The organism is Jiangella alba (assembly GCF_900106035.1).
GTDB classification, from domain to species: domain Bacteria; phylum Actinomycetota; class Actinomycetes; order Jiangellales; family Jiangellaceae; genus Jiangella; species Jiangella alba.
The window spans coordinates 73,979-99,236 of sequence record NZ_FNUC01000001.1 but is presented as its reverse complement, the minus strand read 5'-3'; the positions used below and the strand labels follow the sequence as shown (position 1 = coordinate 99,236).

Sequence of the window (25,258 nt, the reverse complement as noted above, 5' to 3'; positions counted from 1 at the left end):
GTGACGTCCGAGGCCCCATCCCTGTCCGTGCTGGAGGGGCGCCTCGGCGTGCCCATCGAACCCCAGCTGCTGCAGCTGGCGCTGACCCACCGCTCGTACGCGTACGAGAACGGCGGGCTGCCGACCAACGAGCGGCTGGAGTTCCTGGGCGACGCCGTGCTCGGCCTGGTCGTCACCGACGCGCTGTACCGGCTGCACCCCGATCTGTCCGAGGGGCAGCTGGCGAAGCTGCGAGCCGCCGTGGTCAACATGCGCGCGCTCGCCTCCGTCGCCCGCGAGCTCGAGCTGGGCCGGTTCGTCCGGCTCGGCCGCGGCGAGGAGACCACCGGCGGGCGGGACAAGTCGTCCATCCTCGCCGACACCGTCGAGGCGCTCATCGGCGCCGTCTACCTCGACCGCGGGCTGGTCGAGACCTCCGCGCTGGTGCACCGCCTGGTCGACGACCTCATCGAGGCGTCCGCGCTGCTCGGCGCCGGGCTGGACTGGAAGACGTCGCTGCAGGAGCTGACGTCGCGGCACGCGCTCGGTGTCCCCGAGTACCGCATCGCCGAGGACGGCCCCGACCACGCGAAGACGTTCACCGCCGACGTCGTGGTCAGCGGCGAGGTGCGCGGCACCGGCACCGGCCGCAGCAAGAAGGAGGCCGAGGCGCGCGCCGCCGAACTGGCCTGGAAGGCGCTCAGCGAGGCCGCCGAGGCCGAGCAGGCCGCGGCCGGCGACCCCGGTGCCCGAACTCCCTGAGGTCGAGGTCGTCCGGCGTGGCCTCGTCGCGCACGCCGTCGGCCGCGTCATCGACCACGTCGAGGTGACGCACGCCCGCGCCGTCCGCCGGCACGTCGCCGGTCCCGCCGACTTCGCCGGATCGCTGGTCAAGGCCGCCTTCACCGACGCCCGGCGGCGCGGCAAGTACCTGTGGCTGCCGCTGGACGACGGCGTCCGCGCGGTCGTCGGGCACCTCGGCATGAGCGGCCAGCTGCTGGTCCAGCCGGGCGCCGCGCCTGACGAGACGCACCTGCGGGTCCGCTTCGTCTTCGCCGACGGCGACCCCGAGCTGCGCTTCGTCGACCAGCGCACGTTCGGCGGCCTGGCCGTCGCGGGGCTGGGTCCGGACGGCGTGCCCGTCCCGATCGCGCACATCGCGCCCGACCCGCTGGACCCCGCGTTCGACGACGAGGCGTTCCGGCTGGCGCTGGGGCGCCGCCACACCGGCGTCAAGCGGGCGCTGCTGGACCAGTCGCTGATCTCCGGCGTCGGCAACATCTACGCCGACGAAGCGCTGTGGCGGGCGAAGCTGCACTTCGCCCGGGCCACCGAGACCCTGCGCCGGCCCGACGTCGCGCGGCTGCTGCAGGCGGTGCGCGAGGTCATGGCGGCCGCGCTCCAGCAGGGCGGCACGTCGTTCGACAGCCTCTACGTGAACGTCAACGGCGAGAGCGGGTACTTCGACCGCTCGCTGGACGCCTACGGGCAGGAAGGGCGTCCGTGCCGCCGCTGCGGCACCCCGATCCGGCGTGACCCGTTCATGAACAGATCGTCCTACACCTGCCCTCGCTGCCAGCCTCGTCCGCGGCATGCGCGCTGGTGAGACCTCAGCGCCCGGTGCCCCGGTCAGTCCGCGCCGGTGGGGCGGGTGCCGGGAGGCGCCTGCTGGTCGACGTCGGTCCACACCTCGGTCAGCCGCTGGATCAGCCCGTCGCTGAGGTGCGCGAACGTCGCGCACTCGAAGTGCTGGATCACGGTGCCGACGCGCCCGGTGACGTGCGAACGGCACGCCGCCGCGTCGCCGGCTCCGACGAGCTCCTCGACACGCAGCCGGTCGAAGCCGGGGTAGTCGGCGTTGAGCCGGATCCACGCGTCGCGTCCGAAGGTCTCGCCGGTGTGCACGTACCGGCAGGTGAAGTCTGGGTGGAGGTACTGTTCGAGGTCGCCCCATCGCCGTTCGTCGATGGCGGTCATCAGAGCCCTCAACGCGGATTCGGCCTCCATGGTCGCGGACCCTATCGCGACGGCCGCCGGAGCCGGGGGGCGGCCGATCCCGTACGGTATGCGCGCTGGTGAGACCGTTGAGGGATTCCTTCGAACGAGTTGACCGAGAGGCACGTCCGGTGAGATGCTGGTATGCGTTGCGGCCTGTGCGTCTACGGTCAGACGGGTGCCGCGTCATACACGAAAAGTGATCATCACATTCTCAGGCCTTCTGGAGGGCTTCGACAATGGCGAAGGCGCTGTTGGGTTATGTCGGGGGAACTGATCCAAGGCTCACTACCGAGGTACAGCGCTTGCGCAGGCGGGTGACCGACCTCGAAGCGCAGGTGCTGCGGCTTCAGGTCGAGAACGACCAGCTTGCCGAGGCAGCTGTCGAGCACGGCCGTCTCCTCGACGACACCGGGCTGCACGACACGCATGTGCCGCAACCGGCCCTGACCTGAGCGTAGCGGTTGTAGGCTGGCCCCCACATGCAGGGGAGTCGGTCCATTGCACCTGAAGAACTTGACGTTACGGGGATTCAAGTCCTTCGCGTCGTCCACGACGCTACGCCTGGAACCGGGCATCACCTGTGTCGTCGGGCCCAACGGTTCGGGTAAGTCGAACGTCGTCGACGCCCTGGCCTGGGTCATGGGCGAGCAGGGGGCCAAGAGTCTGCGCGGCGGCAAGATGGAGGACGTCATCTTCGCCGGCACCGCGGGGCGTCCCGCGCTCGGCCGCGCCGAGGTCGTCCTCACCATCGACAACACCGACGGTGCGCTGCCGATCGAGTACTCCGAGGTCACCATCTCGCGGACGATGTTCCGCAACGGCGGCTCCGAGTACGCCATCAACGGCCAGTCCTGCCGGCTGCTGGACGTGCAGGAGTTGCTGTCCGACTCCGGCATCGGCCGCGAGATGCACGTCATCGTCGGCCAGGGCCAGCTCGACGCCGTCCTGTCCGCCACGCCCGACGACCGCCGCGGCTTCGTCGAGGAGGCGGCCGGCGTCCTCAAGCACCGCAAGCGCAAAGAGAAGGCGCTGCGCAAGCTCGAGGCGATGGCCGCGAACCTCACCCGCGTGCAGGACCTCACCGCCGAGCTACGCCGTCAGCTGGGGCCGCTGGGCCGGCAGGCCGAGTTGGCCCGCAGGGCCGCGACCATCCAGTCCGACCTGCGCGACTCCCGGCTGCGGGTGCTCGCCGACGAGCTGGTGCAGGCCCGGGCCAGCTTCGAGCAGGAGGTCGCCGACGAGACCGCGCTGAAGGCCCGGCAGGCCGAGCTGGCCCGCGCGCTCGAGCAGGCGCGCGCCGCCGAGACCCGGCTGGAGGCCGAGGTCGCCCAGGTGGCGCCGCGGTTGACGCAGGCCTCCGACGCCTGGTACCAGCTGTCCGGGCTGCGCGAGCGGGTCCGCGGCACCGCGTCGCTGGCCACCGAGCGGGCCCGGCACCTGTCCGCCGCCGGCGAGGCGCCGCGGTCCGGCCGCGACCCCGACGAGCTCGAGCAGGAGGCCGCCGCCGTCCGCGAGCAGGAGGCCGAGCTCGAGGAGCAGATCGCCGCCGCCCGCGAGGCGCTCGACGACGCGCTCGAGACCAGCCGCGTCGCCGAGGAGGAGGCCCAGGCCGAGGAGCGCCGGCTGGCCGCCGCCGTCCGGGCCAGCGCCGACCGCCGCGAGGGCGTGGCCCGGCTGTCCGGCCAGCTCGACGGCGCCCGCCGCCGGGCCGCCGCGGCCGAGGCCGAGCTGACCCGTCTCGGCGCCGCCCGCGAGGAGGCGCGCCGCCGCGCCACCGCCGCCGAGCACGAGTACACCGCGCTCGAGACCACCATCGCCGGGCTGTCCGTCGGCGAGGACGGCCTCGACAGCGAGCACGAGCGGGCCGCGGCCGCGCTGGCCGCCGCCGACGACGTCCTCACCACGCTGCGCGAGCAGGAGCGGGCCGCCGAGGGCGAGCGGGCCGCGCTGGTGGCCCGGCACGAGGCGCTGCAGATGGGGCTGGCCCGCCGCGACGGCTCCGAGGCGCTGCTGGCCGCGTCCGACCGGCTGTCCGGCGTGCTCGGTTCGGTGGCCGCGCTGCTCACCGTCGAGTCCGGCTGGGAGGCCGCGGTCGCCACCGCGCTGGGCGCCGCGTCCGACGCCGTCGCCGTCGGGTCCGTCGACGACGCCGTCGCCGCGCTGCGGCTGCTCCGCGACGACGACCTCGGCCGGGCCGGGCTGCTGGTCGGCGGCGCGCCGTACGACGACCCCGCGTCCTGGCAGCCGCTGCCGGGCGGGCTGCGCTACGTCGTCGACCTCGTCACCACGCCGGCCGAGCTGCGGCCCGCGCTGACCAACCTGCTGCGCGGAGTCGCCGCCGTCGACGACCTCGCCGCCGCCCGCGCGCTGGTCGCCGAGCTGCCCGAGCTCGTCGCCGTCACCCGCGACGGCGACCTCCTCGGCCGCGACCGCGCCTACGGCGGGTCCAGCAGCGCGCCCAGCCTGCTGGAGGTGCAGGCCGCCGTCGACGAAGCCGCCGACCGGCTGGCCATCGCCACCGGCAAGGCCGAGGACCTCGGCCGCAAGCTGGCCGCCGCCGAGCGCACCCGCGCCGAGGCGGCCGCGGCCGAGTCCGCCGCGCTGACGAAGCTGCGCGAGTCCGACGCCGAGCTGTCCTCCGTCGCCGAGCAGCTGGGCCGGTTGAGCGGCACCGCGCGGGCCGCCTCCGAGGAGGCCGAGCGGCTGGCCGAGTCCGTCGCCCGGGCCGAGGAGGCCCGCGACCGCGACCTTGGCGCGCTGGAAGAGATGGAAGAGCGGCTCGCCGCCGCCGAGGAAGCCGGCGACGACGACGTCGAGCCGTCCACCGACGAGCGCGACCGCCTCGCCGAGCGGTCCCGCGCCGCCCGGCAGGGCGAGACCGAGGCGCGGCTGGCGCTGCGCACCGGCGAAGAGCGGGCCCGCGCGCTGACCGGCCGGGCCGAGGGCCTCGAACGGGCCGCCCGGCAGGAGCGCGCCGCCCGCGAGGCCGCCGTCGCCGCTGCCCGCCGCCGGGCCGCGGAGGCCCGGGTCGCCGCCGCGGTCGGCCGCGGCGCCGCCGTCGTGCTGCGCCACCTCGAGCGGTCGCTGGAGCTGGCCGCAGCCGAGCGCGACGAGGTGCAGGAGCTGCGGGCCGAGCGCGAGCAGGCGCTGACGGCCGAGCGGGCGCGGGTGCGCGAGGTGTCGGCGGAGCTCGACGAGATCACGTCCACCGTCCACCGCGACGAGCTGGCCCGCGCCGAGCACCGCATGCGGGTCGAGGCGCTGGAGACCAAGGCGCTGGAGGAGCTGGGCGTCGACCCCGCCACGCTGATCGACGAGTACGGCCCGCACCTGCCCGTCCCGGTCCCGCCCGGCGACGACGGCGAGCCGCGCGAGCCGATCCCGTACGTCCGCGAGCAGCAGCTCAAGCGGCTCAAGGCGGCCGAGCGCGGGCTGTCGGCGCTGGGCAAGGTGAACCCGCTGGCGCTGGAGGAGTTCGCGGCGCTGGAAGAGCGGCACGCGTTCCTCACCGAGCAGCTGGAGGACCTCAAGAAGACCCGCGCCGACCTCCTCGACATCGTCAAGGAGGTCGACGACCGCGTCCAGCAGGTGTTCGCGTCCGCGTTCGAGGACACCGCCCGCGAGTTCGCCGACGTCTTCTCCCGGCTGTTCCCCGGCGGCGAGGGCAAGCTGGTGCTGACCGAGCCCGACGACATGCTCACCACCGGCATCGAGGTCGAGGCCAGGCCGCCGGGCAAGAAGGTCAAGCGGCTGTCGCTGCTGTCCGGCGGCGAGCGCTCGCTGGTGGCCGTGGCGTTCCTGGTGGCGCTGTTCAAGGCGCGGCCGAGCCCGTTCTACATCCTCGACGAGGTCGAGGCGGCGCTCGACGACACCAACCTCGGCCGGCTGCTGAACATCTACGAGGAGCTGCGCGAGCGCAGCCAGCTCATCGTCATCACCCACCAGAAGCGCACCATGGAGATCGCCGACGCCCTCTACGGCGTCTCCATGCGCGGCGACGGCGTCACCGCGGTCATCTCGCAGCGCATCCGGGAGTCCGAGCCGGTCTGACCCCGGCCCGAGCATGATCCGCGCTTCGCGGGGTACCGGAACGGTCCCCTGTGACGCGTGAGGCAACCGGACGGACACGCCGCGCGTCTTTCGGGAGACGGGGTTGCACCTGCGCTACCGTCGGTGGTGCAGGTGTGAAAGATGTTACTGATGTGACCAACGGGGGTGTCACATGACGGCAGTAGTCGTGGCGATGCTGGTGATCGTGATGGTGGCGACGGCCGTGCTGGCGGCCGTCGGCGCGTACTACCACCTGGCCGGCTCGGCCATGGTGCGGCGAAGACTGCGCCGCTGGCGGTTCCTCGCGGTGGCCCGACTGGACGACTGGCGCGCGGCGTCGTTCCACGCCCTGCGCGTCGCCCGCCGTGGCATCGCCCGGCGCCTGACCCGGCCCGCGCCCTCCGCCGCCGCGGACTCCGCGGACGCTCCGGAGGCGGAGCCGGCCAGTGCTCCCGCGGCGCTGCCCCGCATCGGCGGCGCCTCCGGCGTGACCCACCGCGCCGCCTGAGCGCACGACGGCGCCGGGTGGTCCGGCGCCGCACTGAGAACGTGCGAGGATGGCGGCCGTGGAGTACATCGTCATCGTCGTAGCCGTCGTGGTCGTCCTGGGCATCGCCCTCGCAGCGTTCCTGGTGCCCCGCCGCCGGCGCGGCCAGGTCGAGGCGCCCGCGCCGCGGCCCGGCACCGACGTCCTGCCCGGGGTCGGCGACGACGCCACCACGCCGGTCGAGGAGCAGCGGGCGCCGATCTCCGACGTCGAGCTGCCCGAGGCGCCGGCCGGGCCCGTCGTCGAGGAGCCGGTCCTCGAACGTCCCGAGCCGGCCGCCGGGCGGCTGACCCGGCTGCGCTCGCGGCTGTCCCGCTCGCAGTCCGGCTTCGGCAAGGGCCTGCTGAGCCTGCTCTCGCGCGAGCGTCTCGACGACGAGACGTGGGAGGAGATCGAGGACACCCTGCTCACGGCCGACCTCGGCGTCGCGCCGGCGCAGGAGCTGGTCGAGCGGCTGCGCACCCGGGCCCGCGTCGAGGGCGTGCAGAGCCCCGAGGCCGCACGCATCCTGCTGCGCGAAGAGCTGCTCGCGCTCGTCGACCCCGCGCTGGACCGCGCGCTGCGCACCGAGCGGCACGTCGAGGACGGCCGGCCCGCCGTCGTGCTGGTGGTCGGCGTCAACGGCACCGGCAAGACCACGACGGTCGGCAAGCTGGCCCGCGTGCTCGTCGCCGAGGACCGCGACGTCGTCCTCGGCGCCGCCGACACCTTCCGCGCGGCGGCCGCCGACCAGCTCACCACCTGGGGCGACCGCGTCGGCGTCGTCACCGTCCGCGGTCCCGAGGGCGGCGACCCCGCCAGCGTCGCCTTCGACGCCGTCAAGGTGGGCATCGAGCAGGAGGCCGACACCGTCCTCGTCGACACCGCCGGCCGGTTGCAGACCAAGGTCGGCCTGATGGACGAGCTGGGCAAGGTCAAGCGGGTCATCGAGAAGCACGGCCCGGTCGACGAGGTGCTGCTCGTCCTCGACGCCACCACCGGCCAGAACGGCCTCGTGCAGGCTCGTGTCTTCGGCGAGGTCGTCGACGTCACCGGCATCGTGCTGACGAAGCTCGACGGCACCGCCAAGGGCGGCATCGTGGTCGCCGTCCAGCGCGAGCTGGGCGTCCCCGTCAAGCTGGTCGGCCTCGGCGAGGGGCCCGACGACCTCGCCCCCTTCGACGCCGAGGCCTTCGTCGACGGCATCCTGGGCGAGTCCTGACGCACGAAGGGGACCGGCTCTCGCCGGTCCCCGTTCGCTCCCTGGCGGCCCGGCCTCTCAGCCGACCCGCTCCAAGGTCACATCCGAATCAAGAACGCCAGCACGAACAACGGCCAGAGATCCCGGAGGATCTGACCCATGATCGTGGTGTGACGTCGAAGCCTCTCCAAGCGCTCCAACGTCGTACGTCCTCGCCCGTTGCTACGACTCACTGGGTGTTCCTCCCAAGTGCTGAGGGCAACCGAGTGAACCGCGTCAACAGCCCGCCCGGTAGCCCATTTCTGGACTACTTCGGGCGGATTCCCGATGTAGTTAGCCCATCAGGATGACACCGAGACAAGCCATTCGTCAACGAGTAGGCTTGATCGTGGTTGGGTTAGGTGCGTCAACACCCATGATCCCAGCTAAGCCCCGGTGTGTGCTGCTACGACTCCACACCGGGGCTTCTTGCGCCTGCCGCTGTCGCCTAGGTCCGCACAGGCTCGGGTTCCCGGTCCGTCGCCGGCGGCAGGAAGAGCTCCGGCCGGCCCTCGACGTAGAGCTGCGGCATCCGCCGGTCCAGCCACCGCGGCGACCACCAGTTGGCCCGGCCGAGCACGTGCATGACGGCGGGGACGAGCAGCATGCGCACGATGGTCGCGTCGATGAGGATCGCGGCCGCCATGCCGACGCCGAGCGACTTCAGCACGACGTCCGGGCTCGGCACCAGCGCCGCGAACACCGTCACCATGATCGCCGCGGCCGCGGTGATGACCCGGCCGGTGCCGGCCAGCCCGTCGACGATGGCGCGGGCGTTGCTGCCGGTGCGCAGCCACGACTCGCGCATGCGGCTGATCAGGAACACCTCGTAGTCCATCGACAGCCCGAACAGCACCGCGAACATGACGACCGGCACGTACGCGGGCATCGGCGTCTCCGTCTCGACGCCGACCAGCTGCCCGACCCAGCCGCCCTCCAGCACCAGCGCGACCACCCCGTACGCGGCGGCGACGGAGAGCAGGTTCATCACCGCGGCGGTCAGCATGATGACGACGCTGCGGAACGACACCAGCAGCAGGATCATCGACACCGTCACGACGCCGCCGATCAGCAGCGGCAGCCCGTCGGCCATCGACTCGTTGACGTCGATCGCCGCGGCCGTCACACCGCCGACGTGCACCTCGACATCGGCGCCGGGCAACACGTCGTCGCGCAGGGTGTGGACGAGGTCCTCGGTCCCGGCGTCCTGCGGCCCGCCCGACGGGATGACGGTGAGCAGCGCGGCGTCGCCGGCCTCGGTGACGACCGGCGGCAGGAGGGCGGCGACGCCCGGGGTGGCGGCGACGGTGTCGGCCAGCGCCGGCAGCGCGCCGGCGTCGGCCGTGCCGCCGGGCAGGTCCGCCACCAGCAGCAGCGGCCCGTTCGCGCCGGCGCCGAACCCGTCGGCGAGCAGGTCGTACGCCTGCCGGCTGGAGTGGCCGGCCGGGTCGTTCCCGGCGTCGGGGAAGCCGAAGCGGGCGCCCAGGAACGGCGCCGCCAGCGCCAGCATCAGCCCGCCGCCCAGCACGACGGCGAGGACGTTGCGGCGCTCGATCAGCCGGCTCCACCGCAGCCACGCCCGCGACGGCGCCACGTGCCCGCCCTCGGCGACCGTCACCGCGCCGCGGCGCCGCCCGATCGGCAGCCGCCACCGCTCGATGCGGTGGCCGAAGAAGCCGAGCAGCGCCGGGAACAGCGTGGCGGCGGCCGCCATCACGACGAGGACGGCGACCATCGTCACGACCGCCGCGCCGCGCATGAACGACAGCCCCATCGCGAACAGCCCGAACATGCTCACCATGACGGTGCCGCCGGCCACCATGACGGCCCGCCCGGCGGTGTCCAGCGTCGCGACGGCCGCGTCGGAAGGCGCCAGCCCGGCCGCCCGCCACTCGCGGAACCGCGTCACCATCAGCAGCACGTAGTCGATGCCCAGCGCGATGCCCATCAGCGACGCCAGGATCGGCGCCCAGTCGGGCACGTCCATCACCGCCGCGACCAGCCCGGCCAGCGTCGAGCTGATCGCCAGCCCGGCGACGGCCACGCCGATCGGCAGGCCGGCCGCCACCACCGTCCCGAACGTCACCAGCAGGATGACGGCCGCGGCGATCAGCCCGACCATCTCGCTGCCGAACTCGCCGGATTCGGCGATGCGGATCGTGTCGCCGCCCAGCGCGACGTCCAGCCCGGGCCGCTCGGCCGCCTCCGCCGCGGCCAGCAGCCGCTCGGTGTCCTCGACCGGCATGTTCTCCGGCGCGTCGACGCCGAGGTTGAGCCGCGCCGTCAGCGTGCGGCCGTCCGGCGCCACCCCGCCGGGCGCCGTGTACGGGTCGTCGACGGCGGTGACGTGCGGCAGCGTGCGCAGCTCGTCCAGCAGCGCGCCGACGTCGGCCTGCACGGACGGGTCGGTCACCGGCCCGTCGGCGCGCACGACCACGTCCACCGGCTCGCCGGCCTGCGCCGGGAACCGGTCGGTGAGCAGCCGCTGCGCCTGCTGCGAGTCGCTGCCCGGGCTGGAGTAGTCGACCTCGTAGTCGCCGCCGAACGCCGCGGCCAGCCCCACGGCGACGGCCAGCGCCGCCGCCCAGCCGATCAGCACCCGCCAGCGGTGCCGGAACGCCACGCCGGCCAGCCGCCCCAGCGGCCCCGGCCTCTGCTTCGGTGTAGTCGTCATACCGTGATCCTCGAAGGGCGCCGCGGCCTCCGTCGTCCGCCGCCGAGCGCGTCCGGCTACGCCACCGGGAGTAGCGCGCTGCGCCGGGTGGACGACGCCGGGCGTGGGTGGGCGTCGCTACCATCGCTTGCCATGGAGCGGTTGGTACGGCGCCTCCCGACGTTGTCGGCGCGCACTCAGGACGTGCTGATCGCCGGTTTCGTCACACTGCTGCAGGTGCAGGGCACGCATTCGGCGATCGAGCGTGAGCCCGAGCTGGGCGGGCCGGCCGAGGCGCTCGGCATCCCCGGCAACGCGCTGCTCATGCTCAGCGGCATGGTCCTGCTGGTGCGGCGGCGCTGGCCGATCCCCGTCTTCATCGTGACCGGCCTGGTCAGCGTCGCCTACTTCGGGTCCGGATTCCCCGACGGCCCCGGCTGGCTGTCGCTGTTCGTGGCCATCTACACGGTGACGGCGCACGGCGACGGGCGGCGCTCGCTGGTCGTGGTCGCGAACGGGCTGACGGTGCTGGCGGTCGTCTGGATCGCGACGGCCGACGACGGCCCCCAGGGCGTCGGCTGGCTGGCGTTCCGCATCGGCGCCACCATCATGGCCGCGGCGCTGGGCGAGTCGGTGCGCTCCCGCCGCGTCATCGCCGCCGACGCCGTCCAGCGGGCCGAGGTGGCCGAGCGGACCCGCGACGAGGAGGCCCGCCGCCGGGTCGACGCCGAGCGGCTGCGCATCGCCCGCGAGGTTCACGACACCGTCGCGCACGCCATCGCGATCATCAACGTGCAGGCCGGCGTCACGGCGCACGTGCTGGACAAGCGGCCGGAGCGGGCCCGCGAGACGCTGCTGACGATCGAGCAGACCAGCGCCCGCGCGCTGCGCGAGATGCGCTCCGTCCTCGGGGTGCTGCGCGGCGACGACGACGGCTCGCCCGGGCCGAGTCTGGGCGCGCTGGACGAGCTGGTCGCCGTGGGGCGGCGGGCCGGGCTGGACGTCACGGTGACGGGGTCGGTACCCGCCGGGGTGGTGCCCGACGACGTCGACCGCGCCGCCTACCGCATCGTCCAGGAGGGCATCACCAACATCATCCGGCACGCCGGGCCGGCTCGCGTCACCATCGGCCTCGAGCTGGCCGGCGGCGAACTGCGGGTGTCGATCGCCGACGACGGCGGCGAGCTGAGCGCCCCGGCCGGCCCGCCGGTCGAGCCGGGCCGCGGCCTGGCCGGCATGCGGGAACGGTGCGAGCTGCTCGGCGGGACGTTCGAGGCCGGCCCCGACGGCGACGGCTTCAGGGTGTCCGCCCGGCTGCCGCTGAACCGCGTCGAGGCCGCCGCCCGATGACGTCCACCACCGTCCGCGTCGTCCTCGCCGACGACCAGGTGCTCGTGCGCACCGGCTTCCGCGTCCTGCTCGACGTCGAGGACGACATCGACGTCGTCGGCGAGGCGGCCAACGGCGCCGAGGCGATCGAGCGCTGCCGCGAGTCCCGTCCCGACGTCGTGCTCATGGACATCCGCATGCCCGGCCTCGACGGCATCGAGGCGACCCGCCGCATCGCCGCCATCCCCGGCCTGGAACGGGTGAAGGTGCTGATCCTCACCACGTACGACACCGAGGAGTACGTGTTCGACGCGCTCGAGGCCGGCGCCAGCGGGTTCCTCCTCAAGGACGCCGGCCCGCAGGAGCTGCTGCACGCCATCCGCGTCGTCGCCGCCGGTGAGGCGCTGCTCGCGCCCAAGATCACCCGGCGGCTGATCGCCCAGTTCACCGCGGTCCGCGCGGCCCACCAGGTGGCCGAGGACCGCCTCGGCGTGCTCACCCAGCGCGAGCGCGAGGTGCTCGCCCTCGTCGGCACCGGCCGGTCCAACGCCGAGATCGGCGCCGAGCTGTCGCTCAGCCCGGCCACCGCCAAGACCCACGTCAGCCGGGCGATGATCAAGCTGGGCGCCCGCGACCGCGCCCAGCTCGTCGTCATCGCCTACCAGACCGGCCTCGTCAGCGCGCGCCCGCCGGCCTGACCACGCCGCGCCGGCGACGGCGGGGGTGACGGGTGGGGATACGGGCGGCAGACGCCGCGGCGGCAGGCTGCCCCCATGCCCCGTCCGCGTTGGTGTGTCGTCGTCGTCCGCTGCTGGGTGGACGGCCAGGACCTGAAGGTCCGGATGCTGGCGACCGGTGACGTCGAGGGCCGCCTGGTGCGCGGCTCCGCGGCGCAGGCCGGCGAGCAGCTGGGCCGCTGGCTGGCCGCGCTGCTGGCGCTCGAACCCGCGGCGGACGACGACACCGGAGACGAGCCGGAGACGCCACGGTGACGATCACGCACACGGGCGCCGCCTACGGTCCCTCCCGTAGTCGTCCCCGGAGGTCGTCATGAACACGCCCGCCATGGTGTCGCCCTTCGTCGGCAGCGCGTTGCAGGCCGAGCGGCCGCCCGAGCAAGCGGCCGAGTCGACGCTGCCCGGGCTGCTCTCGCCGTTCTCGGCCAGCCGCCTCGAAGCGGGCGGCGACGACGGCGAGCTGTTCGAGGACCTGCTCGCCGAGCTGGAGGACGAGGCGTTCGACGACGCCGTCGAGGCGCTGGTCGACGAGGCCGCGGCCATGCACCTGACCGCTCCCTGGGACGGTGAGGCGGACGGCCGCGACACCCAGCTGGAGGCGTGGTCGGCCCGGCTGCTCGACGAGGCGCGGCGGGTGCTCGACCACCTGGAGCAGACGTTCGCCGGGCGCACCCCGGAGTCGGTCGCCGAGGACGAGATCGAGCTGGCCGCGGCGCAGGCGCGCACCGACACGATGAGCCCGGCCGCCGAGCAGTTCCTGGGCGGCCTGGTCGACAAGGTGAAGAGCGGCTTCGCGAAGGTCAAGACCGCCGCCACCGCCGTGGCCCGCACCGGCCTGAGCGTGCTCGGCAGCATCACCGGCCTGGGCCAGCTCACGGGCATCCTCAAGAAGTTGGTCGAGCCGCTGGTGAAGCGGGTGCTCAACGCCGCCCGCAACCGGCTGCCGGCGTCGTTGCAGGGCCCGGCGACCGCGCTGGCGGCCAGGCTCGGCATCCGCGTCCCGGAGACCGGCCGGGAGGTCGCGCAGGACTTCGACCGGCAGTACGCGCAGGCGCTCACCGTCACCGACGAGGCGGCGGCCGAGGAACTGCTCGTCGCCGCCGACGACGCGGGCCGGGCGGCCGGCGAGGACCCGGTCGCCGGCCTCGACGCCGCACGCGCGCGGCTGGCCGCCGAGCTGGCCGACGCGACGCCGGGCGAGGCGCCGGTCGCGCCCGTGGAGCAGTTCGTCCCCGCCGTCACGGCCGCCATGCCGCTGGTGCGCACGGCGGTCCGGCTGATCGGCCGCGACCGCGTGAAGCGGCTGCTGGCCGAGCCGCTGGCCGCGTTCATCGCACCGTTCGTCGGCCACCAGGCGGCGCGCTCGCTGGCCCCGCCGATCGCGGACACCGGACTGAAGCTGCTGCGGCTGGAACACGAGGAGGCCGCGGTGCTCGGGGCGGAGGCGCTGGTGTCGACGCTGGAGGAGACGGTGCGGCAGGTGCTCTCGCTGCCGGCGGAGTCGCTGGCCGACGACGTCCGCGTCGCGGCCGAGGTGCAGGAGGCGTTCGCCGAGGCGGCCGCCCGGTACCTGCCGCCGCGGGTGCTCCGGGCGGACCTGGGGGAGGACGAGGCCGAGCCCGAGGCCGGCGGGTGGATCATGATGCCGCGCGGCCCGCGCCCGCGCTACCGCTACCGCGCGTACACCCACCCGTACCGGGTGCTGCTCAGCCGCCCCACGGCCCGGGCGATCGTCGTCGGCGGCGAGGAGACGCTCGAGGAGCGGCTGCTCGACGACGGCGTCGCCGGGTGGCCGGCCGAGGTGGAGGTGCAGCTGTTCGAGGCGATGACGGGCACCCGGCGCGGCCACCTGGCCGCGGCCGGCGACGAGGACGCCACGCTGTCGCCGGACGAGTTCGGCGAGCTGACGCCGCAGGTGGCGGGCGCGCTGTTGCAGCGACCGGCGCTCGGTGCCCGCGGCCCGCGGGCCGCCGGCGCCCGGGCCGGGACGCCGGCCGCGCCGGGACAGCGGCTGTTCCGCGTCGTCGTCCCCGGACGGCCCGGGCACGCCCGCCGGGTGCGGCGGCTGGCCGTCCGCGTCGACCTGTCCGGCCCGGCCCCGCGGCTGCGGGTGCACCTGCGGATCGGCGAACGGATGGCGCACACCCTGGCCGGCCAGCTGGACCGCCGGGCGCACACCCAGGTCATCGCGACCGTCCGGCGGCTGCTGGGACCGCCGGTCCGGGACTGGCTGGCGCGGCGGCTGGGCCGGTCGCGCGCCCTGAACACGCCGCGCCCGATGCCGCCCGAGCGCCGCCGCGCGCTGGCCGAGGCGCTGGCGGAGGGGATGATCACCGCGCTGGCCAAGGAGCTGCCGGCGGCCGGCCCGACGCTGGCCGGGGCCGCCCAGGACCCGGCCGCCGGGCTGACGCTGACGTTCACTTTCCCGTTCGCCAGCCGCGACGCCCTCGCGGCCGGACCGCCCGGACCGCCCGTGCTCGCGATCCGCCCCGGGCTGCGTCATGGCTGAGCCGGACCCGGCCGAGCCCGAACGCGCGCAGCTGGCGGCGGAGATCGCGCACTGGCGCAATGCCGTCGACGCGCTGGCCGACCTCGACACCATCGCCGCGCCCGCCGCCTGGGCGGGGCTGGAGGAGTACCTGCGCATGCGGGTGCGCGACCGGCTCGCCGCGGTCGTCGCCGACCTCTCGCTGGAGGCCGCGCACTGCTCGACCGCCCTGGCCCGCGGCGACGACACCGGCACGGTGCGCCGCGCCGTGCTCGCGCTGCGCCGGCGCTACCTGCAGGTCGAGACCATCCTCGACTTCTACGGCGACGCGGTCGGTTCGCGCACCAACTCCGCGCTCGCCGCCGTCCTGAGCGGCTTGGACGTGATCGCCGGCGACAGCCTCGACGTGATCCTCGGCCGGGTCGGCATCGCGACGCCGCCGGCCGTCGTCTACCTCGACAAGGGCCTGGGGGCGGCCATCCTGCGCGCGGACGTGCGGCTCTGGGACCGCACCAGCCCGTCGCCCGTCGCGGCCATCAAGCTCACCCGGCACAACCTGAGCTACCCGACCGCCATCCTGCACGAATGTGGTCACCAGGTCGGCCACCTGACCGGCTGGAACACGGAGCTGGCCGACGCGCTCGCGGTGGCGCTGGCGCCGCGGTCGCGTGAGCTGGCCGAGACGTGGCGCTCCTGGGCCAGCGAGCTGGCGGCCGACGTCCACGCGTTCGCCCTGGCCGGCTGGGCGCCGCTGCCGGCGCTGGCCAACGTGGTCGACGGCGACACCTCGGCGGTCTACCAGGCCGTCCCCGGCGACCCGCACCCGTTCCCGTGGATCCGGGTCATCGTCAACGCCGCCCTGTGCCGGAGCTGGTTCGGCGCCGGTCCGTGGGACGGGCTGGCCGTCGCCTGGGCGCGCCGGCACCCGCCGGAACGGGCGCCGTCGGAGATCGCCGGCCTGGCCCGGCTGAGCGTCGACGCGCTCGACGACATCGTGCGGGTCTGCACCCGGCAGCCGATGGCCGCGTTCGGCGGCCGGCCGCTGTCCGCCGTCGCCGACCCGGCCCGCCGGTCGCCGGACGCGCTCGACGCGCTGGCCCGCCGGGCCGGGCCGTCGCTGCTGACCTCGCAGTACCTCGCCCGCCGGGAGCCGCTGGCCGTGCTGGCCTGGCTCGCGATCCGGCCGGTCGTCGACCCGGCGAACGGCGCCGCCCACCGCCGGGACCTGCTCGACTGGCTGGCCCGGCTCTCACCCGGGGCGCCCGCGCGGGCCGCCTGACCCACTGGAGGAGGAGATCGACATGTCCGCTGACGGACCATCGGGCGGCGGCCTGCCGTCCGAGGCGACGCTGCGCGAGTTCGTGACGGCGCTGCAGGACGTCGCCCAAGCGATCACCCGGCACGGCACCGAGCCGCACGACGACCGGCGTCGCGGTGACAGGGATCGGCCCGCCTCCGTGGCCCAGCGGCGCACCGCGTTCGACTACCGGGTGCTCGGCGCGCTGACCGGCCGGTTCGCGCCGGACGACCTGCTGGTGACCGCGCGGCGGTTCCAGGACAAGGACCGGGAACGGGTCGAGCTGCAGCCGCTCCCGGCGACCGCGGCCCGGGTGGCCGTGCACGCCGCCGGCGAGACGAAGCCGGAACTCCTCGGCATCGACCGCGGCTCCGGCTCCGCCGGGACCGTCACGCTGAACCGCACTCGCGGCAAGGACATCGTGCGCCTCGAGGTGTGGAACGGCGCCGGCCACCTCATCCGGCTGGGACCGCGGCTGCCGCGGCTGCCGGCCCCGACCCCGGTCGATTGACCCGCCGAAGGGGGCCCACGACATGTTCAGGAACCTTGCCCAGCTGTTCGCCGCAACACCCGGCCGCGACCGCCGGGACGTGTTCCTCGTCCACCCGATCCAGCTCAGCCGCTGGCTCGACGAGGCGTGGAACAACGCCCGGACGGTGCCCGCGTTCGGCGACCCGACCACCCTCGAACCGTTCCTCGGCGCCGCCGACGTCGTCGAGACGCTGAACCTGCCCCGGCCGCAGGTGACCGGCGGCGCCGAGGTGGCGCCGTCCGGCGTCGTGCTGACCGACCCCGATGTCTTCGGCGGCGCACCGCTGGTGCAGGCGAGCGGGCTCGCGTGGGACCACCTGGCGTACGCGTACCTCGTCGAGTCGACCGGGGTGTTCGAGGTGCTGGCCGAGGTGGTCCGCCGCCTGGTCACCGGCGAGACCCTGGACACGCTCTCCGCCGGGGGACTGCGCTGGCTGCGGGCCACCGAGGAGCTGTTCTTCCGCGACCCGCCGCTGTTCTCCATCAGCGGCGTCACCAGCGCCGTGCGGCCCGACGACCGGGTCAACCGGCGCAACTGCATGTGGCGGATGTTCGGCATGGACCTGCCGCACCCGATCCCGGCGCGCTGGGCCCGGCCCGGCTCGGCCGGCGAGCAGGACTGGAAGTCCGACACCGGCAGCGGCGTCAACACCGGGTTCCGGGAGAAGTGGACCGAGCTGTTGCGGCAGGTGTGGCTCGGCATCGAGAACGCCCGCAACGAGAGCGGCCCGAACGCCACCGACAAGGAGTACGTGGCGTTCCTGTGCACCGCGCTGAAGGACATGATGGCGATGCGACGCCGCGGCGGGCAGCTCGCCCGCGAGGAGTTCGTGTACGTCGCCACGATGAGCTGGTTCCACCTGACCCTCGAGACCCCCGACACGCCCATCGTGGTCGACCTGCGGGCCGACGCGACCAACGCGGCGGACCGGCTGGCGAAGATCGCCCAGCGGGTCGGCCTGCAGCCGGCCGCGCGATCGCGCGAGCTGTTCGAGCTGGCCGACCTGATGTCGGCGATGCTGCGGGCGATCGAGCTGGGCGCGTTCGACACCGGCGAGAAGGCGGAGACGCTCTACGTGCCCCTGGCCGGCGGCGTCAACGCCCAGCTGCTGCAGGACATGAACCGGATCATCGACCTGTGGCAGTCCGCGACCGGCGACCGGGTGAAGGACCGGCCCGTCGGCGGCGTGGCCGGCAGCCTGAGCGCGCAGCCGCTGCGCATCCCCGCACCGCCACCGCCGGTGCCGTCGCCGCCCGCTCCGGCGCCGGCCCCCGCCGTCGCCGCCACCAACGGCCGCGGCTGAGACGGAGGCCGTCATGACGAGCGAACCGTTCACCGCCACGCTGCTGGAGTCGCCGTTCGCGCCGGCCGAGGCGGCGCCCGAGCCGGCCGAGGCGGGGGAGTCGTGGGGACACCTCTACGAGGCGCCGGGCGAGCCGGCCTTCGAGGAGCAGGCCGCGCCCGCCCTGTCGCGGCTGACCCGGACGTTCCCGCCGGCGGCACTCGCCGAGCTGCCCGACGTGCTGCGGGCCAAACCGCTGGTGAGCGCCGAGGTGACGGTGCGGACCGAGCGGATCCTGTGGATGATCGCGGGGGCCCGGGCGAACGTGGGCGCGGAGCCGGGCTGGGGCGACCGCCTGCTGATCGACCTGCCGGACCTGCCCAAGGCCGGGCCCAGCAGCACCGTGCACGTGCTGGTCGTCGAGACGGTGCCGTTCGACGTCGTCGAGCAGGACAAGCTCCGGGCGTTCCACCGGTTCTGCCAGAAGGCGCACCCGTCGAAGGTGCCGCCGTTCGACGCGGTCTCGGTCGGGCCGTGGACGCTGAACCGCTGGCTGGAGGAGGCGCTGGAGCTCGCGCCCGGCTCGCTGGCCGCGGCGGCCGGGCTGTCCACGCAGCTGACGGTCGACCAGGCGGCCACCTACAAGCTGGTCGTGTACGCGCTGCTGCCGCGGACCGTCGGGGCGGTCGTCGCGCCGGTGGACCAGCGGTCGCTGCGCGGCTTCCCGTTCGCGAAGGCCACGCTGACGGACGAGCACGAGCGGCTGATCGCCTCGCTGGCCCGCGAGATCGTCCGCAGCTGGTACTCGCGGCGCATCGTCACGAAGATCGTCTTCCAGGGCCACACCGACCCCGTCGGCACCCGCGCCTACAACCTCGATCTCGGCCGCCGCCGGGCCCAGGCGGTGGCCGCCCGGCTCAAGGAGCTGGTCGCCCAGCAGGCCGGCCGGCTGCCCGTCGGCACGGTGGAGCGCATCGAGTACGTCATCGAGAGCTACGGCGAGGACCGGCCGTTCTCTACTCGCCTGCACACCCTGAACCGCCGCGTCGAGATCACCGTGTACCGCGACTACACGCCGCCGCCGGACCCCCTGGTGCTCGACGAGGTGATCCTGCGGGTCACCCCGCTGCTGTCGTCGCCGACGCTGACACCGGAGGCGGTGAAGCGGCTGAAGTGCGTGCTGGCCAAGATCAAGCAGCCCGGCATGGACGACCGGTTCGCCACCGACACCCAGGTGTTCCTCATCAAGCGCGACAACCAGATGCCCCGGCCCGAGGAGTGGAGCCGCGTCCTGGGCCGGCTGCTGCACCCGGACCTGTTCGGCCCGCAGGTGCCCGAGGACCGGCTCACCACCAACCTGCGGCTGCTCGACGAGGACATCGCCGGCGGGATCGTGAAGATGAGCCAGATCATCGCCTACGCCTCGGGCGCGGAATGGGGACTCGGGCTGCTGGCGCTGCCGAAGGCGTTCAAGCAGTTCAACGCGTGGATCATCGAGCGGCTGAAGGATCAGGCCAGCATCTACAGCTGTTACGCGGAGGACTTCCTGGAGTAGGCCTAGGCGAGTGGCGATCATGCGAGTACAACATTGACTAGACCGGATCCGCGAGCCATCGCGCGGGTCCGGCGAACGGGGGGTGTCGCTGATGGCTGCGGTGAACCAGATGGCTGACCTGCACGTCATCGGGGCCTTCGAGGTCCTCGTCGCCGGTGTCCCGGTGGCGCTGCCCGCCGGCCCGCGGCGCCTGCTGGCCTACCTCGCCGTCAACGGCGGCGCGCAGCGCCGCGACGCGGTGACGGGTCAGCTGTGGGGCTGGGTGCCGCAGGAGCAGGCGCGGGCGAGGCTGCGCACGGCGCTGTGGCGGATCGGCCGGCTGCCGGCCGGCCTGGTCCGCAGCGGCCGCGACGAGCTGCAGCTGCGGCCGTCGGTGCGGGTCGACCTCGCCGAGAGCGCGGGGCTCGCGCGCGGCCTGCTCGACCCGTCCGGCCGCGACCATCTGCCGGACTCCGCCGACCTGCTCACCGACGACATCCTCCCCGGCTGGGACGAGGACTGGCTGCAGCTGGAGCGCGAGCGGCACCGTCAGCTGCGCATCCACGCCCTCGAAGCGCTCAGCCGCCGCCTCACCGCGGCCGGCCGGTTCGGCGCGGCCATCGACGTCGCGTACCGGGCGATCGCGGCCGAGCCGCTGCGGGAGTCGGCGTGGTGCGCGTTGATCCGCGCCCATCTGGCCGAGGGCAACCGGTCGGTCGCCTCGCACCAGCTCGGCGAGTACCGGCGGCTGCTGGCCGACGAGCTGGGCCTCGACCCGTCGGAGGCGATCGAGGCGCTGCTCACCCCAGCAACAGACGGGCGCCGATCGCGAGCATGACGACGGCGATCAGCCCGTCCAGCACCCGCCAGGCGCCCGGCCGCTCGAACACCGCGCTGAGTGAGCGCGCGCCGAACCCGAGCGCGGTGAACCAGCTCAGCGACGCCGCCATCGCGCCCGCGCCGTACAGCCAGCGGCCGTCGTCGCCGTGCTGGTTGGCCAGCGCGCCGAGCAGCACGACGGTGTCGAGGTACACGTGCGGGTTGAGGAAGGTGAAGCCGAGGCAGGCGAGCACCGCCGCCCGCGCCGTCGCCGCCGCGCCCGCCCCGGCGACCAGCGACGACGGCCGCAGCGCCCGCCGCGCCGCCAGCGCGCCGTACCCGAGCACGAACGCCGCCCCGCCGTAGCGCGCCACGTCCAGCGCCCACGGGTGCGTCGTCAGCGCCGCGCCGAGCCCGGCGATCCCGGCGCCGATCAGCGCCGCGTCCGCCACCGCGCACACCGCGACCACGGGGACGACGTGGCGGCGGTCGAGGCCCTGGCGCAGGACGAACGCGTTCTGGGCGCCGATCGCGACGATCAGCGAGAGGGAGGTGGCGAACCCGACGAAGGCGCTGGACACGTCCTCGACGCTAGGTCCGGCGTGGTCCGTAGGCCAGCTAAAGTTCCTACGCCTTCCTTAGCATGGCTTCATGATGCGCATCGACCTCGCCCAGCTCAGCGCGTTCGCCGCCGTCGTCGAGGAGGGCAGCTTCGAGGCGGCCGCCCGCCGGCTGCACGTCACGCCGTCCGCGGTGAGCCAGCGGGTCAAGGCGCTGGAGTCGCGGCTGGGCCGCGTGCTGGTCAGCCGCACCCGCCCGGCCGGCGCCACGGAGGCCGGGCAGTGGCTGGCCCGGTACGCTCGCCAGGTGCGGCTGCTGGAGAGCGAGGCGCTGTCCGGCCTGGCCTCCGGCGACGTCGAGGTGCGGCTGGCGGTCGCCGTCAACGCGGACTCGCTGGCGACGTGGTTCCTGCCGGCGCTGACGGGGCTGGCCGACGAGCGCGGCGCCCGGTTCGAGCTGCACCAGGAGGACCAGGACCACTCGGCGACGCTGCTGCGCGAGGGCGCGGTCCTGGCCGCCGTCACCGCCGACGCGCACGCCGTCCAGGGCTGCGCCGTGCGCCCGCTCGGGCGCATGCGCTACCTCGGCGTCGCCACACCGGCGTTCGCCCGGCGCTGGTTCCCGGACGGCCCGACGGCGGCGGCGCTCGGCGCGGCCACCACGCTGGTCTTCAACCGCAAGGACGCGCTGCAGTCGCGGTTCGCCCGCGAGCTGGCCGGCCGCCGGGTCGACCCGCCGGTCACCGTGCTGCCGTCGTCGGTCGGGTTCGCCGACGCGACGATCCTGGGGCTGGCGTGGGCGATGCTGCCCGAGTCGATGGCCCGCCCCGCCCTCGACGACGGCCGGCTGGTCGAGATCGCCCCCGGCCGCCATCTCGACGTGCCGCTGTACTGGCAGCGCTGGAAGCTGGCGTCGCCGCTGCTGGACGAGCTGACCGACGCCGTCGTGGCGGCGGCCTCGGCTCAGCTGCGGGCGGCGAAGCCGTAGATCGTCGCGCGCGCGAGGGTCTCGGCGTCCTCCGGCCGGGGGAGCTCGACGCCGGTGAGGATGCGCAGCACGATCATCCCGGTGAACCAGTCGAAGACCAGCTGGCGGTCGACGTCCGGTGGGAGCTCGCCGCGGGCGATCGCGCGGTCGAAGACGACGCCGGACTCGGCCAGCCGGGTGGCCAGCGACGCGCGGTACAGCTCGCCGACGCGGGGGTCGCGGGCGGCCTCGGTCACCGCGAGCCGGAAGAACGCCCGGCCGTCGTCGCTGTGGGCCAGGCGCAGGATGTCGGTGTAGATCTCGACGAGGTCGCCGAGCAGGCTGCCGGCGTCGGGGACCCGCACCTCCAGCGCGAACAGCGTCTCGGCGGCGGCCAGCGCCAGCTCGTCCTTGCTGGCCCAGCGCCGGTACAGCGTCGCCTTGCCGACACCGGCCCGCTCCGCCACCGCGTCGACCGTCATGCCGTCGACCCCGCGCTCGAGCAGCAGGCCGGCCGCGGCCTCCCGGATGCGGCGGTCCGCCTCCGGGTCGCGCGGCCGGCCGCGCCGTGGCTCAGCCGGGTTGCTCATCGCGGGCGTGGCTGGGCAGCCACAGCAGCGCGACCAGCGCGCCGACCAGGACGACGATCCCGGCGACGGCGGTCGTCGTGGTCATGGCGTCGACGAACGCGGCGTCGGCGGCGTGGACGAGGGCGGCGGCGGGCTCGGCGGGCAGCTCGCCGGCGGCGGCGTACGCGCCCTGGATGCTGTCGCCGGCGGCGTGCGCGGCCTCGGCGGGCAGCTGGGCGGTGGCGTCGTCCACCTGCGCAGAGTAGACCGAGTTCAGCACCGAGATCAGCACCGCGACGCCCAGCGCGCCGCCGACCTGCCGGACGGTGTCGTTGACCGCCGAGCCGACGCCGGCCTTGGCCCGCGGCACCGCGCCCATCACCGACTCCGTCGCCGGGCCCATCGCGAAGGCCATGCCGAACCCCATGACGACGGTCGCGGTGAGGCCGCGGGGCGCGTAGCCGCTCTCGATCGTCGTCCCCGTGAAGATCCAGAACGACACCGCCAGCAGCACCAGCCCGAACACCGTCGGCCACTTCTCGCCGACCCGCTGCGCGACCGCCATGGCCGCCGGGCCGCCGAGGACCAGCCCGATCGCCAGCGGCAGGATGCGCAGCCCCGCCTCCAGCGGCGTGTAGCCGAGCACCGTCTGCAGGTACACGGACAGGAAGAACGCGGCGCCCATCATCGCGAAGAACACCAGCGTGATCGAGATGGCGGGGACGCTGAAGCGGCGGTTCAGGAAGAACTCGACCGGCAGCATCGGGTGCGGGTGGCGGCGCTCCCAGAGCACGAAGCCGGCCAGGATCGCCAGCGACGCCGCCACGGCGCCGAGCGTGACGCCGCTCGTCCAGCCGCGTTCGGGCGCCTCGATCAGCGCCCAGACCAGCGCGACCAGCCCGGCGCACGACAGCGCCGCGCCGACGAGGTCCAGCCGCGGCGCCGTCCGGTCCCGCGACTCCGGCACCAGCCAGAACCCGAGCAGCAGCGCGGCCCCCGCGATCGGCACGTTGATCATCAGCGCCGAGCCCCACCAGAAGTGCTCCAGCAGCCAGCCGCCGACGGCCGGGCCGCCCGCGATGCCGATGCCGGCCATCGCCGCCCATACGCCGATGGCCCGCTTGCGCTCCTTCGGGTCGCGGAACACGTCGATGAGGATCGACAGCGTGCTCGGCATGATCAGCGCGCCGCCCATGCCCATCACCGTCCGCGCGGCGATGACGGTGGTCGGGTCGCTCGACAGCGCGCCCCAGACGCTCGCGGCGGCGAACACGACCAGGCCCGCGGCGAGGGCGAGCTTGCGGCCGTACTTGTCGCCCCACGCGCCGGCCGTCAGCAGCAGCCCGGCGAAGGCCAGCGTGTAGGCGTCGATGATCCACTGCAGCTCGCTGGCGGTGGCGCCGAGGTCGCGCTGCATGGTCGGGATCGCCGTGTTCAGCACGGTGGTGTCCATGCCGATGAGCACCAGGCTCAACGACAACACCCCGAGCGTCGCCCAGCGGCGCCGGTGCCGCGTGGAGGTGGCGTACTCGGTGTCGGGCGGTGCGAGGGACATGGCCACTCCGGAGGATTCCGAGACTGATGAGTTCTGGAAATAGATACTAGACCCGCGAGTCTCGTAATCGGAACCCGTCGCGGACGTGCGCTCCGTCACGCCGCCGGCGGTCGTGACGTCCAGAGGCCCAGCGAGATGCCCTGAGGGTCGCGGACGTTGCCGAACCAGAAGCCGTCGCCGCCGAGCAGTGTGCGGCCGCGCTCCACCGTCGCGCCCAGCGCCACCGCTCGCGCGATCGTCCGCTCGAGGTCGTCGACCCGCACGTAGAGGCGCACGCCCGCCGACGGCGCGGGCTGCCCCGCGGCCGAGCGTTGCAGCCCGCCGATGCCGGCGCCCCCGTGTCGGACGATCCAGTAGTCGCGGCGCAGTTGTGATTCCGGGTCGTCGAAGGCGCGTTCGAAGGTCCAGCCTCCAGCCCGTCGGGCGTCGCAAGAATAGTCGGGGAGTCTTGTCGAAACGGGGCGGTCGCGTTCGTAGCGGGGGTGAGAGGCCGCCCACCAGGGGCCGCCCCGAGGAGAGGAGCCGCGATCATGCGACTGACCGTCACCACCAACGTCTCCGTCGACGGCGTGATGCAGGGGCTCGGCGGGCCCGGCGAGGACCGCCGGGGCGGGTTCGAGCGCGGCGGGTGGGCGCTGCCGCTGTTCGGCGGCGAGGGCCAGACGTACCTCAGCGAGATCTACGGGCGCGCCGACGCGTTCCTGTTCGGCCGGCGGACGTACGAGATCTTCGCCGCGTCGTGGGGGACGTGGGCCGACCCGGGCGACAGCCTCATCTGGACGGCGCTGAACACGCGGCCCAAGTACGTCGCCTCGGCCACGCTCACCGACCCGGCGTGGGCCGACACCACGGTCGTGACCGGAGCGGACGCCATCCGGGCGCTGAAGGCCCGGCCGGGCGGCGAGCTGCAGGTGCACGGCAGCGGCGAGCTGGCCCGCTGGCTGCTCGCCAACGACCTCGTCGACGAGCTGACGCTGCTGACCTACCCGGTCGTCGTCGGCCAGGGCCGCCGGCTGTTCCCGGACGACGGCCCGGACGCGGCGCTCGAGCTGACCGGCGCGCGGGCCTTCGCCAACGGCATCACGGCGCACGTGTACCGGCCGGCCGGACGCCCGCGGTACGCCACGAGCTGAGGAGACCCGA

The 25,258-nt window shown here is 74.5% G+C and carries 23 protein-coding genes; 17 read left to right on the top strand and 6 right to left on the bottom strand.

Translation table 11 applies throughout. The annotated features are described in order from the left end of the window. Together rnc and mutM are read left to right on the top strand one after the other, a co-directional pair. Positions 1-741: a ribonuclease III gene (rnc, locus tag BLV02_RS00490; protein ID WP_069113983.1), complete on the top strand. Its 741-nt coding sequence runs from the start codon at positions 1-3 to the stop codon at positions 739-741. After that, positions 725-1,585 carry a bifunctional DNA-formamidopyrimidine glycosylase/DNA-(apurinic or apyrimidinic site) lyase gene (mutM, locus tag BLV02_RS00485; RefSeq protein WP_069113982.1) on the top strand — a complete coding sequence of 287 codons (861 nt, stop codon included), beginning with the start codon at positions 725-727 and terminating at the stop codon, positions 1,583-1,585. Before rnc ends, mutM begins: the two co-directional genes overlap by 17 nt. Before the next feature lie 23 nt (positions 1,586-1,608). Here mutM and BLV02_RS00480 read toward each other — a convergent pair whose 3' ends face one another. After that, the gene (locus tag BLV02_RS00480; RefSeq protein ID WP_069113981.1) at positions 1,609-1,956 is read right to left on the bottom strand and encodes a nuclear transport factor 2 family protein; all 348 of its coding nucleotides are present in this window, start codon (positions 1,954-1,956) and stop codon (positions 1,609-1,611) included. Positions 1,957-2,213: 257 nt separating this feature from the next. Here BLV02_RS00480 and BLV02_RS38170 point away from each other — a divergent pair, with 257 nt between their 5' ends. The 4 genes from BLV02_RS38170 to ftsY all read left to right on the top strand — a co-directional run bounded on the left by BLV02_RS38170 (position 2,214) and on the right by ftsY (position 7,775). Next, the gene (locus tag BLV02_RS38170; protein WP_069113980.1) at positions 2,214-2,429 is read left to right on the top strand and encodes a hypothetical protein; all 216 of its coding nucleotides are present in this window, start codon (positions 2,214-2,216) and stop codon (positions 2,427-2,429) included. A 46-nt stretch (positions 2,430-2,475) separates the two neighbouring features. Next, positions 2,476-6,027: a chromosome segregation protein SMC gene (gene smc / locus BLV02_RS00470; RefSeq protein WP_069113979.1), complete on the top strand. Its 3,552-nt coding sequence runs from the start codon at positions 2,476-2,478 to the stop codon at positions 6,025-6,027. 172 nt (positions 6,028-6,199) lie between these two features. Further along, positions 6,200-6,535 (top strand): hypothetical protein, encoded by a 336-nt coding sequence (locus BLV02_RS00465; RefSeq protein ID WP_141711778.1) that lies wholly within the window; start codon positions 6,200-6,202, stop codon positions 6,533-6,535. Positions 6,536-6,584: 49 nt separating this feature from the next. Continuing rightward, entirely contained in the window at positions 6,585-7,775 is a 1,191-nt protein-coding gene (ftsY, locus tag BLV02_RS00460; RefSeq protein ID WP_141711777.1) for a signal recognition particle-docking protein FtsY, read from the top strand. Between the two features lie 466 nt (positions 7,776-8,241). On the opposite strand, the gene BLV02_RS00455 is transcribed toward ftsY, so the two are convergent. Continuing rightward, on the bottom strand, positions 8,242-10,467 hold the full coding sequence (locus BLV02_RS00455; RefSeq protein ID WP_069113977.1) for an MMPL family transporter: 2,226 nt from the start codon (positions 10,465-10,467) through the stop codon (positions 8,242-8,244). Between the two features lie 132 nt (positions 10,468-10,599). Here BLV02_RS00455 and BLV02_RS00450 point away from each other — a divergent pair, with 132 nt between their 5' ends. The 9 genes from BLV02_RS00450 (at position 10,600) to BLV02_RS00415 (ending at position 20,483) form a co-directional block, all read left to right on the top strand. Next, complete coding sequence (locus BLV02_RS00450) at positions 10,600-11,796, top strand: sensor histidine kinase (protein WP_069113976.1); 1,197 nt, start codon at positions 10,600-10,602, stop codon at positions 11,794-11,796. Beyond that, a complete protein-coding gene (locus tag BLV02_RS00445; RefSeq protein WP_069113975.1) occupies positions 11,793-12,473 on the top strand; it encodes a response regulator transcription factor in 681 nt (226 codons plus the stop codon). Before BLV02_RS00450 ends, BLV02_RS00445 begins: the two co-directional genes overlap by 4 nt. 75 nt (positions 12,474-12,548) lie before the next feature. After that, on the top strand, positions 12,549-12,767 hold the full coding sequence (locus BLV02_RS35350; protein ID WP_141711776.1) for a hypothetical protein: 219 nt from the start codon (positions 12,549-12,551) through the stop codon (positions 12,765-12,767). A 58-nt stretch (positions 12,768-12,825) separates the two neighbouring features. After that, entirely contained in the window at positions 12,826-15,021 is a 2,196-nt protein-coding gene (locus tag BLV02_RS00440; protein WP_069113974.1) for a hypothetical protein, read from the top strand. Then, entirely contained in the window at positions 15,014-16,279 is a 1,266-nt protein-coding gene (locus BLV02_RS00435) for a hypothetical protein (RefSeq protein WP_069113973.1), read from the top strand. Before BLV02_RS00440 ends, BLV02_RS00435 begins: the two co-directional genes overlap by 8 nt. A 22-nt stretch (positions 16,280-16,301) precedes the next feature. Continuing rightward, positions 16,302-16,808, top strand: a complete 507-nt coding sequence (locus BLV02_RS00430) for a hypothetical protein (protein WP_069113972.1) — start codon at positions 16,302-16,304, stop codon at positions 16,806-16,808. Between the two features lie 22 nt (positions 16,809-16,830). After that, complete coding sequence (locus tag BLV02_RS00425; RefSeq protein WP_069113971.1) at positions 16,831-18,132, top strand: hypothetical protein; 1,302 nt, start codon at positions 16,831-16,833, stop codon at positions 18,130-18,132. A gap of 13 nt (positions 18,133-18,145) precedes the next feature. Beyond that, the gene (locus BLV02_RS00420) at positions 18,146-19,666 is read left to right on the top strand and encodes an OmpA family protein (RefSeq protein WP_069113970.1); all 1,521 of its coding nucleotides are present in this window, start codon (positions 18,146-18,148) and stop codon (positions 19,664-19,666) included. A gap of 109 nt (positions 19,667-19,775) precedes the next feature. Beyond that, positions 19,776-20,483 carry an AfsR/SARP family transcriptional regulator gene (locus BLV02_RS00415; protein ID WP_141711775.1) on the top strand — a complete coding sequence of 236 codons (708 nt, stop codon included), beginning with the start codon at positions 19,776-19,778 and terminating at the stop codon, positions 20,481-20,483. Here BLV02_RS00415 and BLV02_RS00410 read toward each other — a convergent pair. Continuing rightward, on the bottom strand, positions 20,446-21,045 hold the full coding sequence (locus tag BLV02_RS00410; RefSeq protein WP_069113969.1) for a LysE/ArgO family amino acid transporter: 600 nt from the start codon (positions 21,043-21,045) through the stop codon (positions 20,446-20,448). The genes BLV02_RS00415 and BLV02_RS00410 overlap by 38 nt on opposite strands. Positions 21,046-21,115: 70 nt before the next feature. On the opposite strand from BLV02_RS00410, the gene BLV02_RS00405 reads away from it, so the two are divergent. Beyond that, positions 21,116-22,012: a LysR family transcriptional regulator ArgP gene (locus tag BLV02_RS00405; RefSeq protein WP_216094475.1), complete on the top strand. Its 897-nt coding sequence runs from the start codon at positions 21,116-21,118 to the stop codon at positions 22,010-22,012. On the opposite strand, the gene BLV02_RS00400 is transcribed toward BLV02_RS00405, so the two are convergent. The 3 genes from BLV02_RS00400 to BLV02_RS00390 all read right to left on the bottom strand — a co-directional run bounded on the left by BLV02_RS00400 (position 21,988) and on the right by BLV02_RS00390 (position 24,390). Continuing rightward, a complete protein-coding gene (locus tag BLV02_RS00400) occupies positions 21,988-22,581 on the bottom strand; it encodes a TetR/AcrR family transcriptional regulator (protein WP_069113968.1) in 594 nt (197 codons plus the stop codon). The genes BLV02_RS00405 and BLV02_RS00400 overlap by 25 nt on opposite strands. Continuing rightward, a complete protein-coding gene (locus BLV02_RS00395; RefSeq protein ID WP_083289072.1) occupies positions 22,565-24,115 on the bottom strand; it encodes an MFS transporter in 1,551 nt (516 codons plus the stop codon). The genes BLV02_RS00400 and BLV02_RS00395 overlap by 17 nt, the downstream gene beginning before the upstream one ends. Before the next feature lie 95 nt (positions 24,116-24,210). Beyond that, complete coding sequence (locus tag BLV02_RS00390; protein ID WP_069113967.1) at positions 24,211-24,390, bottom strand: VOC family protein; 180 nt, start codon at positions 24,388-24,390, stop codon at positions 24,211-24,213. 255 nt (positions 24,391-24,645) lie between these two features. Between BLV02_RS00390 and BLV02_RS00385 the strand changes: the two genes are divergently transcribed. Further along, positions 24,646-25,248, top strand: coding sequence for a dihydrofolate reductase family protein (locus tag BLV02_RS00385; RefSeq protein WP_069113966.1), 603 nt, complete (start codon positions 24,646-24,648; stop codon positions 25,246-25,248). Positions 25,249-25,258: the final 10 nt, after the last annotated feature.

What these genes read in the sequence shown, in the direction of transcription:
- BLV02_RS00395 (WP_083289072.1), bottom strand. Translation starts at nt 24,115, where the DNA reads ATGTCCCTCGCACCGCCCGACACCGAGTACGCCACCTCCACGCGGCAC.
- BLV02_RS00425 (WP_069113971.1), top strand. Translation starts at nt 16,831, where the DNA reads ATGTTCAGGAACCTTGCCCAGCTGTTCGCCGCAACACCCGGCCGCGAC.
- BLV02_RS00400 (WP_069113968.1), bottom strand. Translation starts at nt 22,581, where the DNA reads ATGAGCAACCCGGCTGAGCCACGGCGCGGCCGGCCGCGCGACCCGGAG.
- BLV02_RS00480 (WP_069113981.1), bottom strand. Translation starts at nt 1,956, where the DNA reads ATGACCGCCATCGACGAACGGCGATGGGGCGACCTCGAACAGTACCTC.
- BLV02_RS00430 (WP_069113972.1), top strand. Translation starts at nt 16,302, where the DNA reads ATGTCCGCTGACGGACCATCGGGCGGCGGCCTGCCGTCCGAGGCGACG.
- ftsY (WP_141711777.1), top strand. Translation starts at nt 6,585, where the DNA reads ATGGCGGCCGTGGAGTACATCGTCATCGTCGTAGCCGTCGTGGTCGTC.
- BLV02_RS00435 (WP_069113973.1), top strand. Translation starts at nt 15,014, where the DNA reads ATGGCTGAGCCGGACCCGGCCGAGCCCGAACGCGCGCAGCTGGCGGCG.
- BLV02_RS35350 (WP_141711776.1), top strand. Translation starts at nt 12,549, where the DNA reads ATGCCCCGTCCGCGTTGGTGTGTCGTCGTCGTCCGCTGCTGGGTGGAC.
- BLV02_RS00385 (WP_069113966.1), top strand. Translation starts at nt 24,646, where the DNA reads ATGCGACTGACCGTCACCACCAACGTCTCCGTCGACGGCGTGATGCAG.
- BLV02_RS00415 (WP_141711775.1), top strand. Translation starts at nt 19,776, where the DNA reads ATGGCTGACCTGCACGTCATCGGGGCCTTCGAGGTCCTCGTCGCCGGT.
- BLV02_RS00420 (WP_069113970.1), top strand. Translation starts at nt 18,146, where the DNA reads ATGACGAGCGAACCGTTCACCGCCACGCTGCTGGAGTCGCCGTTCGCG.
- BLV02_RS00445 (WP_069113975.1), top strand. Translation starts at nt 11,793, where the DNA reads ATGACGTCCACCACCGTCCGCGTCGTCCTCGCCGACGACCAGGTGCTC.
- BLV02_RS00405 (WP_216094475.1), top strand. Translation starts at nt 21,116, where the DNA reads ATGATGCGCATCGACCTCGCCCAGCTCAGCGCGTTCGCCGCCGTCGTC.
- BLV02_RS00455 (WP_069113977.1), bottom strand. Translation starts at nt 10,467, where the DNA reads ATGACGACTACACCGAAGCAGAGGCCGGGGCCGCTGGGGCGGCTGGCC.
- BLV02_RS38170 (WP_069113980.1), top strand. Translation starts at nt 2,214, where the DNA reads ATGGCGAAGGCGCTGTTGGGTTATGTCGGGGGAACTGATCCAAGGCTC.
- BLV02_RS00465 (WP_141711778.1), top strand. Translation starts at nt 6,200, where the DNA reads ATGACGGCAGTAGTCGTGGCGATGCTGGTGATCGTGATGGTGGCGACG.
- BLV02_RS00450 (WP_069113976.1), top strand. Translation starts at nt 10,600, where the DNA reads ATGGAGCGGTTGGTACGGCGCCTCCCGACGTTGTCGGCGCGCACTCAG.
- BLV02_RS00440 (WP_069113974.1), top strand. Translation starts at nt 12,826, where the DNA reads ATGAACACGCCCGCCATGGTGTCGCCCTTCGTCGGCAGCGCGTTGCAG.